Source organism: Niallia sp. HCP3S3_B10, from assembly GCF_052064465.1.
In the GTDB taxonomy this organism is placed as follows: Bacteria; Bacillota; Bacilli; order Bacillales; family Cytobacillaceae; genus Niallia; species Niallia hominis.
In genome coordinates this window covers 131,328-144,200 of record NZ_JBQHVO010000003.1, presented here as the reverse complement: position 1 = coordinate 144,200, position 12,873 = coordinate 131,328, and the positions used below count along the sequence as shown (strand labels likewise).

Annotated in this window: 14 protein-coding genes; 13 read left to right on the top strand and 1 reads right to left on the bottom strand. The window is 35.8% G+C overall.

Annotated features, from left to right (window positions below; genetic code table 11):
* Window positions 1-282 precede the first annotated feature (282 nt).
* The 4 genes from ACTNDN_RS03560 (at window position 283) to ACTNDN_RS03545 (ending at window position 4,022) form a co-directional block, all read left to right on the top strand.
* Window positions 283-876, top strand: coding sequence for a DUF1405 domain-containing protein (locus ACTNDN_RS03560; protein ID WP_035416534.1), 594 nt, complete (start codon window positions 283-285; stop codon window positions 874-876).
* A gap of 70 nt (window positions 877-946) precedes the next feature.
* Window positions 947-1,759: a sporulation protein YpjB gene (ypjB, locus tag ACTNDN_RS03555; protein WP_031538315.1), complete on the top strand. Its 813-nt coding sequence runs from the start codon at window positions 947-949 to the stop codon at window positions 1,757-1,759.
* Between the two features lie 60 nt (window positions 1,760-1,819).
* Complete coding sequence (locus ACTNDN_RS03550) at window positions 1,820-2,494, top strand: zinc metallopeptidase (RefSeq protein WP_031538316.1); 675 nt, start codon at window positions 1,820-1,822, stop codon at window positions 2,492-2,494.
* Window positions 2,495-2,795: 301 nt separating this feature from the next.
* Window positions 2,796-4,022 (top strand): MFS transporter, encoded by a 1,227-nt coding sequence (locus tag ACTNDN_RS03545; protein ID WP_031538317.1) that lies wholly within the window; start codon window positions 2,796-2,798, stop codon window positions 4,020-4,022.
* 109 nt (window positions 4,023-4,131) lie between these two features.
* Here the strand turns inward: ACTNDN_RS03545 and ACTNDN_RS03540 are convergent, their stop codons facing one another.
* The gene (locus tag ACTNDN_RS03540; RefSeq protein ID WP_031538318.1) at window positions 4,132-5,010 is read right to left on the bottom strand and encodes a YitT family protein; all 879 of its coding nucleotides are present in this window, start codon (window positions 5,008-5,010) and stop codon (window positions 4,132-4,134) included.
* Between the two features lie 242 nt (window positions 5,011-5,252).
* On the opposite strand from ACTNDN_RS03540, the gene ACTNDN_RS03535 reads away from it, so the two are divergent.
* From ACTNDN_RS03535 to panC, 9 genes are all read left to right on the top strand, one after another.
* On the top strand, window positions 5,253-5,582 hold the full coding sequence (locus ACTNDN_RS03535; protein ID WP_031538319.1) for a nucleotide pyrophosphohydrolase: 330 nt from the start codon (window positions 5,253-5,255) through the stop codon (window positions 5,580-5,582).
* Between the two features lie 31 nt (window positions 5,583-5,613).
* The gene (gene dapB, locus ACTNDN_RS03530) at window positions 5,614-6,414 is read left to right on the top strand and encodes a 4-hydroxy-tetrahydrodipicolinate reductase (RefSeq protein WP_031538320.1); all 801 of its coding nucleotides are present in this window, start codon (window positions 5,614-5,616) and stop codon (window positions 6,412-6,414) included.
* Window positions 6,415-6,427: 13 nt separating this feature from the next.
* Entirely contained in the window at window positions 6,428-6,862 is a 435-nt protein-coding gene (gene mgsA / locus ACTNDN_RS03525; RefSeq protein ID WP_035416535.1) for a methylglyoxal synthase, read from the top strand.
* Window positions 6,819-7,562: a bacillithiol biosynthesis deacetylase BshB1 gene (bshB1, locus tag ACTNDN_RS03520; RefSeq protein WP_048717807.1), complete on the top strand. Its 744-nt coding sequence runs from the start codon at window positions 6,819-6,821 to the stop codon at window positions 7,560-7,562. Before mgsA ends, bshB1 begins: the two co-directional genes overlap by 44 nt.
* Window positions 7,559-8,713: an N-acetyl-alpha-D-glucosaminyl L-malate synthase BshA gene (gene bshA / locus ACTNDN_RS03515; protein ID WP_031538132.1), complete on the top strand. Its 1,155-nt coding sequence runs from the start codon at window positions 7,559-7,561 to the stop codon at window positions 8,711-8,713. The genes bshB1 and bshA overlap by 4 nt, the downstream gene beginning before the upstream one ends.
* The gene (locus ACTNDN_RS03510) at window positions 8,697-9,917 is read left to right on the top strand and encodes a CCA tRNA nucleotidyltransferase (protein WP_031538131.1); all 1,221 of its coding nucleotides are present in this window, start codon (window positions 8,697-8,699) and stop codon (window positions 9,915-9,917) included. Before bshA ends, ACTNDN_RS03510 begins: the two co-directional genes overlap by 17 nt.
* Window positions 9,890-10,873, top strand: coding sequence for a biotin--[acetyl-CoA-carboxylase] ligase (locus ACTNDN_RS03505; RefSeq protein WP_441130783.1), 984 nt, complete (start codon window positions 9,890-9,892; stop codon window positions 10,871-10,873). Before ACTNDN_RS03510 ends, ACTNDN_RS03505 begins: the two co-directional genes overlap by 28 nt.
* A gap of 234 nt (window positions 10,874-11,107) precedes the next feature.
* Window positions 11,108-11,947 carry a 3-methyl-2-oxobutanoate hydroxymethyltransferase gene (gene panB / locus ACTNDN_RS03500; RefSeq protein WP_031538127.1) on the top strand — a complete coding sequence of 280 codons (840 nt, stop codon included), beginning with the start codon at window positions 11,108-11,110 and terminating at the stop codon, window positions 11,945-11,947.
* Window positions 11,944-12,789 carry a pantoate--beta-alanine ligase gene (panC, locus tag ACTNDN_RS03495; protein WP_031538126.1) on the top strand — a complete coding sequence of 282 codons (846 nt, stop codon included), beginning with the start codon at window positions 11,944-11,946 and terminating at the stop codon, window positions 12,787-12,789. The genes panB and panC overlap by 4 nt, the downstream gene beginning before the upstream one ends.
* Window positions 12,790-12,873 lie beyond the last annotated feature (84 nt).

The window sequence follows — 12,873 nt, the reverse complement described above, 5'->3', positions numbered from 1 at the left end:
GAAACCGTGCGTCAGAACATGCCATACTTAAATCAAGCGATTGGAAAACCCATTCACTTTGCCTTACAGGGATTAAAAGGTTTTTAAAAAAAGAAAAAAACGAAATTTTGATGAAAGAAAATGTTTAGAAAGCGGATACAAAATTAGAAGTTTTACTTTATAAAAAGGGAGCTAAAAAAACTCCCACAAAAACTTGACTCAATCTCTAATTTCTTGAGATTTTCCTATGCCCTCTAAACTGTGATAAAATAGGAGGATCAGTTATGGAAAAGGGGAAAATGTGTGAGAAGTATTTATATGATACTAAGCAATCGTTCATTTTTAGGGCTGTTACTCATTATTAACATAGTAGGAACGGCTTATGGCTATTATTGGTACAGGTTTCAATTAGCAGAGACACCGACAAAATTTCTGCTCTTCGTACCTGATAGTCCGACAGCAAGTCTCTTTTTTGTGTTTGTATTAATAGCTTTCTTATGGAAAAAGAATTGGCCGCTTATAGAAGCACTAGCTTTAATAACTTTATTTAAATACGGAATATGGGCAGTAGTAATGAACATTCTTGTCTATGTTGAAACAGGAGCAATTGGGATAGACTCATGGATGCTCATTTTTTCACATGGGGCAATGGCAATTCAAGGATTGTTATATATTCCTTTTTATCGTTTTAAATGGATCCATATTCTACTTGTAGCAATTTGGACTTTACATAATGATGTTATTGACTATGTGTTTAAGATGATGCCTAAATATAGTGTCTTGGATCAATATATGGCAAATATCGGCTACTTTACTTTTTGGCTTAGTATTCTAAGTCTATTAATAGGTGTATATGCATATAAAAAAAGGCAGCAATTACAATGGAAAATTCAATAGAATTATTTTTTTAGTCTAACCTTGTCCAACTCATCATACATTTTTAATAGTAGATAGAGGAGGGACAAGAATGAAGGCTAAATTGGTTATGTTGTTGATGATATTGATTTTACTTTTGCCTATCTCTTTTTCTGTATATGCAGACCAAAAAACGCCTGCTAAAGAATTAGATGAACTAGATACACTTTCAGATGAAGTATTACAGCTTGTACGATCAGAACGATATGAGGATGCTAAAAAAATTCTTGATTATTTTTCGAATCAATTTAGTACGGTAACGGTAAATGGCAGTCTATTTACACTCGATGAACAGCGAATATTAACTGGAGCGCATGATGAAGCGATAGAAGCTATAACCAATCCATCGATAGATAGTGATCAACGGATTAATACTGTAACGAAATTTCGATTGGCGGTAGATGCTGTTTCATCAGGTGAGCAGCCCTTATGGACACAAATGGAAGATCCTGTTATGACAACATATCGAGATATGAAAGATGCAATCATTTCTGAAGATAAAGAGAGATTTAATGAGAGATTAGATGCGTTCTTATCGCTCTATCAAATTATTAATCCTAGTCTTAAGCTAGATGTTTCAACCACTCAATTTCAAGAACTGAATTCTCTTGTCGAGTTTCTAAATACCTACCGTTTACAAGTATTTAATCAAAAAGGGACCCAAGAAGAAGTTGGTCAATTAGAAGCGGAGCTACAGGATGTTTTTAATCAGCTGTATGAAGATGAGGCGGATCCTTCATTATGGTGGGTGATTATTTCTACAGGAAGTATCATTATTCTTACTTTATCATATGTAGGATGGCGAAAATATCTTGGAGATAAAGCAGAAAAAAGACAAGCAAAACAAAAGAGAGATAAAATTTGACTTTGAAGTTTTTCCTGCTTACAATAAAAATATACTACATGATGAAATAGGGGGAAAAACATGTTTTTTGTATATTTTATACTAATTATTCTCATACCTATTTGGGCACAAATGAAGGTGAAAAGCGCATATAAAAAATATTCAAAAGTAGCTTCTTCCTCACAAATGTCCGGTAGAGAGGTAGCAAGAAGAATATTGGATTCTAATGGGTTATATGATGTATCTGTTGAAGAAACAAGAGGTGTTTTGTCAGATCATTATGATCCTCGCTCTAAAGTTGTGCGTTTGTCCACTGATAACTATCACGGGCATTCAGTAGCTGCAGCTGCTATTGCCGCACATGAAGTCGGTCATGCAATCCAAGATCAGCAAGAATACTCATTCTTACGTTTTCGTTCCGCTTTAGTACCAGTTGCGAGTTTTGGAAGTAATGCATCTTGGATATTTATCATGATTGGTATTTTTGCAAGAATTGAAGGAATGTTATTGTTAGGAATTATTTTAATGGCTGCCGGTGTATTGTTCCAATTTGTGACACTTCCAGTAGAATTTAATGCATCTAACCGTGCAATGGATCAGGTAGTTTCATTAGGGATCATTCGAAACGAAGAAGAGAGAGAAACGAAGAAAGTATTAGATGCAGCAGCACTTACTTATGTGGCTGCAGCAGCAGTAGCGGTGCTCGAATTGATTCGTTTAGTTTTAATCTATACAGGTATGTCAAGAGACGAATAAAATTAATAGAACGATGTGAAAAGGAAGTATCTTTTTACATCGTTTTTTTATTTGATTAATTTGAATTTTGATTTTTCAAATAATTATAGAATCGAAACAAACGAAGGTGTATAATAAACAATGCGATTTATTTAAAGTGATACCTCCTTTCATTTGGAGGGATTCTTTTATCCAAATGGATGGTTAATAAAACCATTCGGACCTATACGGACAGTTGATCTCCCTTTTATCTTCATATTCCCCATGAGAGAGAAAGGGGATAAATGGGAATTAACGAATAATTAAAGAAAGAAGGGTTTATTTGCAAACTGCTGAATACGTACAAGGGAAAAAGCAACAAGAGTTGACGGTTTATCGGATTTTATTTGCGATAAGTTTAGGGCATTTTTTAAATGATTGTATGCAATCTGTTGTGCCTGCTTTATTTCCGGTTATCCAACAATCAATGGCGTTAAATTATACGCAAATTGGCTGGATTGCCTTTACATTGAATATCACTTCATCCATTTTGCAGCCAGTATTTGGCGTGCTTGCAGATAAAAAGCCTGCACCATATCTATTGCCAATTGCGATGTTTTCAAGCTTAATCGGGATGCTCGGGCTTTCCCTTGCTCCTAATTTTTATCTTGTCTTATTATCGGTATTATTTATCGGGTTTGGTTCCGCCATTTTTCATCCAGAAGGTTCACGAGTTTCCTATATGGCGGCTGGTCCCAAAAGAGGCCTTGCACAATCCATTTATCAAGTAGGTGGAAATGCTGGTCAGTCTTTAGCACCAGTATTTACAGCTGTTATCTTTGTTCGTACAGGCCAATTCGGGACTATTTGGTTTACACTTTTAGCAACTTTAGGCATGATCGTGTTATTCCAAGTGTCAAATTGGTATAAAAAAGAATTATATAGTAGAAACCCACAAAAAAAACAGCAGGCCAAACGCGAATTTATTGTAAATAAAGAAATTATTGTTGCTATATGCTTACTAATTTTTCTTGTATTTGCTCGGTCGTGGTATGGAGCTGGAATCAGTAATTTTCTCCATTTTTATTTAATCGAAAAGTTTGGACTAAGTATTGAAAATGCGCAAATTTTTGTTTTTATATTTTTACTTGCTGGTGTAATTGGAACTTTTTTAGGTGGACCGCTAGCAGATCGTTTTGGTAAAAGAACCATTCTTCTATTTTCATTAGTTGGTTCTGCTCCATTTGCACTGCTTTTGCCACATATGCCTTTTTGGCTGATTGGACCTTTATTGTTTATTATCGGATTTATATTACAGTCTAGCTTTAGTGTGACTGTTGTTTATGCACAAGAGCTGCTTCCCGGCATGATTGGCCTAGTATCAGGGTTAATTGTAGGTTTAGCATTTGGAATGGGGGCTCTAGGTGGAGTGATTTTCGGAGTGATAGGAGATACGTTTAGTTTACAAGCCATTATGATTATCTGTAGTTTGCTGCCGCTGCTAGGAATATTAACTTATTTATTGCCGAGTGATAAACGTGTTACGGAAATTCATTCTGCTTTAAAATAAGCAACCTTTTTCGTTAAATGGAGGTATGTATGAAATTTATAAAAAAATGTATTCCTTTTTGCATTTACCTTTGAAAAAAGAAATGCGAAAAGAATACATTTTTTTTTGGTTATTTTTCGAGTGGTTGTTTATACTCATCCAAAGTAAAGCCTTCTCCCATTACATCATGCACGACACTTACGGATACAAAAGCATGTGGATCAATGCTTGTGATGATACTTTTTAAGCGAACAATTTCTGTTTTCGCTACAACACAATATAGTACTTCTCGATCTTGTTTTGTGAAAGAACCATGACCTTTTAATACCGTGACACCACGATCCATTTCAAGCATTATTTTATTGGCAATCTCAGTATTTGAGTCAGAAATAATCATTGCTCCCCTTGCGGCATATGCCCCTTCTTGAAGAAAGTCAATAACTCTGGTCCCAACAAAAACGGCAACTAATGTATACATTGCTTCCCTATAGGATAAGTAGGTCAAAAGGGACAGGGTAATGACACAAAAGTCAAAAACGAACATGGTCTTTCCCATACTCCATCCATAATATTTAAAGCCTAATCTAGCAATAATATCTACGCCACCTGTAGTCCCACCATAACGGAAGATGATTCCTAAGCCTACACCGATAAATGTACCAGCAAATAATGCAGCCAAAGTTAGATCCTCTGTTAGAGGAATTTCTAATTGAATCCTTGGAAGCTGGAAAAACCAAAGGAAAATCGATACCGCTACCGTTCCGATGATAGTATAAATGAATACATTCTTCCCTAATAGCTTCCATCCAATCAGAAATAAGGGGATATTAAGCAGTAGATTTGTTATGGAAGGATCCCAATTCCATAATGCATATAATAGAAGGGTAATACCGGTAAAACCACCTTCAGCCAAATTATTTTGCATATTAAAATGAACAATTCCAAAGGAAAAAATGGCAGATCCTAATAGAATAAATAAGACATTTTTAATTTTGATACCTTTAAACATCAACTCAGCCTACTTTCTCTATGTACAATTACATTGCTATTAGCGTATCCATTATATCGAATCACATTCAGATGGGCAATGGAGGAGAAAAAATTCAAGAAAGAATAACAAACAGAAAACGAGTAAAAGTTTAATACTTGTTAAATCTAAGCATATCTTCGTTAAAAATGTTTGTAAAAATGGAGCAGATTAGCTAACATGGAATTGGATAAGATTACTTATTGACGTAAGAGGTGTCTATATTGAATCGAGAAAAAACAGTAAAAGATATACAAAGAGAAGTTGATGAATACATTGGTCAATTTAAAGAGGGCTACTTTAGTCCGTTAGCAATGCTTGCTCGTCTTACCGAGGAGCTAGGAGAATTAGCAAGAGAAGTAAATCACTACTATGGAGAGAAGCCCAAAAAAGAGTCAGAGACGGAAAAGGAAATTACCGACGAGATTGGTGATATGCTATTTGTATTAACCTGTCTAGCGAATTCTCTAAATATTGATTTGGAGGAAGCGCATGATCGTGTCATGCATAAATTTAATACACGAGATAAAGACAGATGGACAAGAAAAGACTAAAGAAAATACATAAAAGTAAGGAGATTATACATTGAATAAAGTAAAAATCGTAATAGCTGGCCCAAGAGGTAGAATGGGAAAAGAAGCTGTGTATTTAACAGGAAGAACAGAGCAATTTGAGCTTGTTGCTGTTTTAGATCATAAACATGAAGGGAAAAGCTTAAAAGAGATTGAAGGCTTTTCTTCCTATGATGTCCCAATTTATACGGATATTGAAGCTTGTTTACAAACAGAAAAGCCAGATGTACTCATTGATTTGACTACACCTGAATTTGGTATGCATCATGCGAAAACAGCTCTAAGCTATGGCGTTAGACCAGTAGTTGGAACAACCGGTTTTACAAAGGAAAACTTGGAAGAGTTAGAAGGATTATGTGAAGAAATGAACCGCGGCTGTATTATTGCTCCAAACTTCGCTTTAGGTGCTGTTTTAATGATGAAATTTTCTAAAATGGCAGCACGATACTTTGCAGATGTAGAGATTATGGAAATGCATCATGATCAAAAGCTAGATGCACCATCAGGTACAGCAGTGAAAACAGCAGAACTTATTGCTGAAGTACGAGAAAGTAAAAAACAGGGACATCCAGATGAGAAGGAAACAATACAAGGAGCTAGAGGAGCTGACTTTGATGGTATGCGCATCCATTCTACTAGGTTACCAGGTTTAATTGCTCATCAACAAGTAATGTTCGGAGCAGAAGGAGAATCCTTAACAATTAGACATGATTCCTATAATCGTACATCATTTATGTCAGGCGTTAAATTTGCAGTAGAAGAGGTATTAAAAATTAATGTACTGATCTATGGCTTAGAAAATATTATGGAATAGGAGTGGAATAAGGATGAACATTGCATTAATTGCTCATGATAAAAAGAAAAATGATATGGTAGCTTTTGTTGTTGCCTATAAAAAGATATTTGAAAAGCATGCTTTATATGCAACAGGAACAACAGGTGCAAGAATTCAGGAAGCAACCGGATTAGAAGTACATCGTTTTCATTCAGGACCGCTCGGAGGAGATCAAGAAATAGGTTCATACATTGCTAATAATGATATGGACATGGTGTTTTTCTTCCGAGATCCATTAACAGCACAGCCACATGAACCAGATGTAACAGCATTAATCCGCTTATGTGATGTTTATTCTGTCCCTCTTGCAACAAATATGGGAACCGGAGAAGTATTAATTAGAGGACTCGAGCAAGGCGATATAGATTGGAGAAAAATAGTTCATGGAAAGACAGAACCAGTGGCAAAAAAACTCGAAGATAACTAATATAGATATACTTGCTTTTGGTGCACATGCAGATGATGTGGAAATCGGCATGGGTGCAACAATCGCTAAATATGCAGCATCAGGGAAAAAAATAGTCATTTGTGATTTGACAGAAAGCGACCTTTCTTCAAATGGAACGGTTGAAAGACGTAAACAAGAAGCAAAGGAAGCTGGAAAAGTGTTGGGGCTTTTCGATAGAATAACCTTAGATTTTCCTGATAGAGGTTTATATGTGGAGGAGAAAGCCATTCAAAAGGTAGTAGAGGTAATTCGCTCCTACAAACCTAAGCTAGTTTTCTCCCCTTATTGGGAAGACCGGCATCCGGATCATGGGAACTGTACAAAAATCGTGAAAGAAGCGGTTTTTTCAGCAGGCATTCGTAATTATCACGCTAATAACACAGATCCACATAAAGTTCAAAATGTATACTATTATATGATAAATGGTTTTCATAAACCAGATTTTGTGATTGATACAAGTGAGTTTATGAAACATAAAGAAGCAAGTTTAAATTGTTATCAAAGCCAATTTGTTAAAGGGAAAGACAGTGTAGACACTCCGTTAACAAATGGCTATATTGACACCATCGAGGCAAGAGAAAAACTTTTTGGAAAAGAAGTCGGCGTAACCTATGCGGAAGGCTTTATTAAATCAAAGCCAATATTATTAAATCAAGATTTATTAGGTGGAGACATATGAAAAAATTAAAAATTGGCATTACCTGCTATCCAACTGTTGGTGGTTCAGGTGTTATTGCAACAGAATTAGGGAAAATGCTGGCGGAGAGAGGACATGAAATACACTTTATCTCCTCGAGCATACCATTTCGGTTAAATAAAATGTATCCAAACATTTACTATCATCAAGTAGAAGTAAATCAATATGCTGTTTTTCAATATCCACCATATGATTTAGCACTGAGTAGTAAAATGGCAGAAGTTATTAATCGAGAAGAATTAGATTTGCTTCATGTACACTATGCAATTCCTCACGCTGTTTGTGCCATATTAGCAAAACAAATGAGCAATAGAGATGTAAAGATAGTGACAACTCTACACGGTACAGATATCACCGTATTAGGGTATGATCCTTCACTAGCAACAGGCATTCGGTTCGGGATTGAAAAATCAGACCTTGTAACAGCTGTTTCGAATTCTTTAATTGCCCAAACGCATGAAGTAATTGAACCAAATAAAGAAATTGTCCCTGTTTATAATTTTATTGATGAAAGAGTGTATCGTAAGGTAGATGCTAGTCATTTGAAAAAAGAATTGGCTATTTCAATGAATGAAAAAGTCATCATACATGTATCTAATTTTAGAGGAGTTAAAAGAGTAACGGATGTCGTCAAAGCATTTAAACGAATTTCAGATCAAATTCCATCAAGACTACTGCTTGTTGGAGATGGTCCTGAAATGTCTAAAGTAACAAAACTGGTGGATGAACTGCAATTAAGAGAGAAAGTTTTGTTCCTTGGAAAACAAGAAAATCTAGAGGAGCTGTATTCGCTAAGTGACTTAATGCTACTTCTTTCTGAAAAAGAAAGCTTTGGCTTAGTAGCATTAGAGGCGATGGCATGTGGAGTGCCGGTTATAGGAACGAATGTCGGCGGCATTCCAGAAGTAATCGTTCCAAATGAGACTGGTTTTATTTGTGAACTAGGTGATGTAGAGGATATTGCTAAGCATTCGGTAAATCTTTTATCAGATAGTAAAAAACATGCTAGATTCTCTAAAAATTCTCTTTCAAGAGTAAGAGATTATTTCCGTGCAGATATTATTGTTGACCAATATGTGGAGATTTATAAATCAATTCTAGAAACTGGTGGAACGAATGATCAAGCCTTTTAATGACGCTATTCCCATAATGGAGAGAATTGAGAGTGCAGGCTTCGAAGCTTATTTTGTTGGGGGAGCAGTTAGAGATTATCTATTAAACAAACAAATTAATGATATAGATATTGCTACCTCCGCAACACCTGATGAAATTAAAACGATATTTTCCCATACTATCGATGTTGGAATTGCACACGGAACAGTAATGGTAGTATGGAAAAATCATACATACGAAATAACGACCTTTCGAACCGAATCTACTTATGTTGATTATCGAAGACCAGAAAAGGTGTTGTTTGTTCGCGAATTAAAAGAAGATTTAAAACGTCGGGATTTTACGATAAATGCGATAGCGATGAATAAAGAAGGACGTATTATTGATTTTTTTAATAGCCAGGAAGCTTTAAGACAGAAGGAAATTAAAACAGTTGGTAATGCGAATGAGCGGTTTCAGGAAGATGCATTAAGAATCATGCGAGGGATTCGATTCGTTAGTACCTTAGGCTTTCAGTTGGAGGAGGAGACGTTAATAGGCATTATCAAAAATAAGCATCTTCTTTCTAAGATAGCAGTGGAGAGAATTACTACTGAATTTGAAAAGCTTTTACAGGGGAAATGGTGTTCTGATGCTCTAGCTATATTGCTTGAAACAAAGATGTATACATTTTTGCCGATGCTTGCATCTAGTAAAGAAGGGCTCACTAAGTTTGTGAATATCTCTCTGTCTCAGCTTGATTTACTTGAAAAATGGGCTGTTTTATTATTATTATCCATTGAAATAAAAGAAAAACAGCAAATAGAATCATTTTTGCGTGCTTGGAAGCTACCAGTTAAACAAATACGGCATATCCAAAAAATAATCTATTGGTTTTTAGAAAGAGAGAAAATGGTCACCTGGACTAATCATTCGCTTTATTTTGCTACAATATCTATCGCAGTTAGTACGGAGAAAATATATCAGCTTCTAAAAAATCAAGAAATTAATCCAAATATCTCTCTATTAGAAGAACAATATAGAAAGCTGCCAATCAAAAAAAAGGAAGAGCTGGCTATTAGCGGAAATGACCTTTTATTATGGACGAAAAAACAAGCAGGACCATGGATAAAAGAGATGCTTTCCCTTGTTGAAACAAAAGTAGTGGAACGGAAAATTAAAAATGATAAGAAAGTAATAAAGGAGTGGCTAAGAGAATGTCATCAGATATCAGAAAAGGACTAATTGAGGCTTTTACTAATAACCCGAATCAGTATTTATCTGGTGAATCGCTTGCTAAGCTTTTAGGATGTTCCCGTACAGCAATTTGGAAGCACATCGAAGCACTAAGACAAGACGGCTTTATCCTTGAAGCAGTCCGAAAAAAGGGTTATCGAATCATTAGCTCACCAGAGAAAATCGTTCCTGATAATATTTTGTTTGGTTTAAATACCTCCTATATTGGCAGGAATGTTCATTTTGAAGAAACGGTGGATTCTACCCAGAATATTGCCCAAAAGCTTGCCTTGGAAGGGGCTGTAGAAGGCACTTTAGTTGTAGCAGAAGAGCAGATTGGCGGCAGGGGCAGATTAGAAAGAAAATGGCAATCTCCTAAATATAAAGGAATATGGATGAGTCTTATTTTAAAGCCGGCTATTCCGATTATGAAAACACCGCAATTGACATTGCTTATTGCAGTAGCGGTTGTTCAGGGAATACAGGATGTTACTGGAGTACAAGCTGATATCAAATGGCCAAATGATTTATTAGTGAATGGTAAAAAATTGACAGGAATTCTAACAGAAATGCAGGCTGATAGTGACAGGGTGCATTCGTTAATCATTGGAATCGGTATAAATGTAAATCAGCAGCTTGAAGATTTTGAAGAAGAGCTGCAGTCCAGTGCCACTTCTATCTATCTTGAAACAAAGACAAGTTGGGATCGAGCAATCATTATCCAAGGCATTATGAAGCAAATAGAAAAACTATATCTTCTTTACTTAGAAAAAGGCTTTTATCCAATAAAACTATTATGGGAAAGCTATTCCATTAGTTTAGGGCAAAAGGTTAGAGCAAATACGTTAAATGGAAGTATCTTTGGACTGGCTAAAGGAATTACAGACGATGGGGTGTTACTGCTTGAAGATGATCAAGGAGAAGTACATTCCATTTATTCAGCGGATATTTTAATGGAAACGTAAATTGCCCATAGTCATCCCTTAGCTGGTTTGTTATAATTCATTTGTCGGGCAGTATCTTAATGAACTGCACCATTGTTTTTAATGTGCAACAACCATAATTATATCTGCCTAGATCCATATTTGGACAAGGACAGAGGGATGAAAAATCGAAACATAAAGACAATCCTTCTATTCTTTGTAGAAGGTTTTTTTCGTATTAAGCCATTCCCTCTTCCTATTAAAGGAGGAAAATGAGTGAAAACTACAACAGATTTTTTTAAAATGAAACAAAATGCCCAAAAGATTACAATGATTACGGCATATGATTATCCTTCTGCTAAATTAGTAGAACAAGCAGGAACCGATTTAATATTGGTAGGGGATTCTTTAGGAATGGTCGTTCTTGGATATGACTCAACAGTGCCAGTTACAATGGAAGACATGATACATCATGGGAAAGCAGTAAAACGAGGGGCTAAAGATACATTTATTGTCATTGATATGCCATTTATGAGTTATCATATATCAAACCGTGAAACATTAATCAACGCTACTCGCTTAATTCAAGAAACTGGAGCAAATGCAGTGAAATTAGAGGGTGCTGATGATGTCATCGATCAAATAAATAGTTTAACAAATGCTGGTATCCCAGTTATGGCTCATTTAGGCTTAACGCCACAGTCTGTTGGTGTTTTAGGTGGTTATAAAGTACAAGGGAAAAGCTCTGAAGAGGCTAAACTTCTTATTCAAAATGCACTGAAATGCCAAGCTGCAGGAGCTTTTGCGATAGTGCTAGAGTGTGTTCCAATGCAAGTTGCGAAAGAAGTAAGTGATCAACTGGACATACCAACAATTGGAATTGGTGCAGGAAGTGACACAGATGGCCAAGTCCTTGTATATCACGATCTCATAACATATGGTGTTGATCGAGTGGCGAAATTTGTAAAACAATATACAAACGTAAATGATCCAATTTCACTAGCGTTGGATCAATATATATCTGAAGTAAGAATTGGAGCATTTCCTGAAATGAAGCATAGTTTTCAGATGAAAGCAGAAGAAGTAAAAAGCTTATATGGAGGAAAAAGCCAATGAACATCCTAAGTAATCCACATCAATTGCAGGAGATATCAACACAGTTAAAAAAAGACCAAGTATCAATTGGGTTTGTTCCAACGATGGGCTATCTTCATGAAGGGCATCGAGCTTTGCTAAAAAAAGCAAGAGAGCAGAATGATGTAGTTATAATGAGTGTATTTGTTAACCCCCTCCAATTTGGACCTAATGAAGATTTGGAATCTTATCCAAGAGACTTTGAGCATGATAAACAGGTCGCAATCGAAGAGGGGGTTGATTATTTATTCCATCCTTCTGAAGAAGAAATGTATCCTGAACCAATGTCTGTAATCGTAAAAGTAGAGCGACGTACAAATTGTTTGTGTGGACGTTCAAGACCTGGGCATTTTGATGGGGTTGCAACCGTTCTAACGAAGCTGTTTCATTTAGTACAGCCAACTAATGTTTATTTTGGAAAGAAAGATGCTCAGCAAGTTGCAATAGTGGATGGATTAATTGAAAACTTTCATTTCCCTATTAATCTAGTTGCACTTAACACAGTAAGGGAAGAAGATGGTTTAGCTAAGAGTTCTAGAAATATTCGCCTTACTCCAACAGAAAGACAAGAAGCAGGTATTCTTTATAAATCGCTAAGTTTTGCTAGAGCTGAATTAATAAAGGGGACAGACAATTTAGAAATATTGAAGAAGCATGTAGTTGAGTTGATTGAAAGGGAATCTAGTGGAAAAGTGGACTATTTTGAAATTCTATCCTATCCCCAATTGGAGAATGTAAAGCAGTTAACGGGAGAGATTATTATTGCGATTGCCGTTCAATTTAGTAAGGCTAGATTAATTGATAATATTATCTTTAAAATATAAGGTTAAGACGCATAAGTATCTCCCTCTGGCTTTTTGGAGAGTTCGAGGAAGTTAGGCCCGAATGGCTCCATTAACCATCAGTGG

What these genes read in the sequence shown, in the direction of transcription:
- ypjB (WP_031538315.1), top strand. Translation starts at nt 947, where the DNA reads ATGAAGGCTAAATTGGTTATGTTGTTGATGATATTGATTTTACTTTTG.
- ACTNDN_RS03550 (WP_031538316.1), top strand. Translation starts at nt 1,820, where the DNA reads ATGTTTTTTGTATATTTTATACTAATTATTCTCATACCTATTTGGGCA.
- ACTNDN_RS03540 (WP_031538318.1), bottom strand. Translation starts at nt 5,010, where the DNA reads ATGTTTAAAGGTATCAAAATTAAAAATGTCTTATTTATTCTATTAGGA.
- mgsA (WP_035416535.1), top strand. Translation starts at nt 6,428, where the DNA reads ATGAACATTGCATTAATTGCTCATGATAAAAAGAAAAATGATATGGTA.
- bshB1 (WP_048717807.1), top strand. Translation starts at nt 6,819, where the DNA reads ATGGAAAGACAGAACCAGTGGCAAAAAAACTCGAAGATAACTAATATA.
- bshA (WP_031538132.1), top strand. Translation starts at nt 7,559, where the DNA reads ATGAAAAAATTAAAAATTGGCATTACCTGCTATCCAACTGTTGGTGGT.
- ACTNDN_RS03510 (WP_031538131.1), top strand. Translation starts at nt 8,697, where the DNA reads ATGATCAAGCCTTTTAATGACGCTATTCCCATAATGGAGAGAATTGAG.
- ACTNDN_RS03505 (WP_441130783.1), top strand. Translation starts at nt 9,890, where the DNA reads ATGTCATCAGATATCAGAAAAGGACTAATTGAGGCTTTTACTAATAAC.
- panC (WP_031538126.1), top strand. Translation starts at nt 11,944, where the DNA reads ATGAACATCCTAAGTAATCCACATCAATTGCAGGAGATATCAACACAG.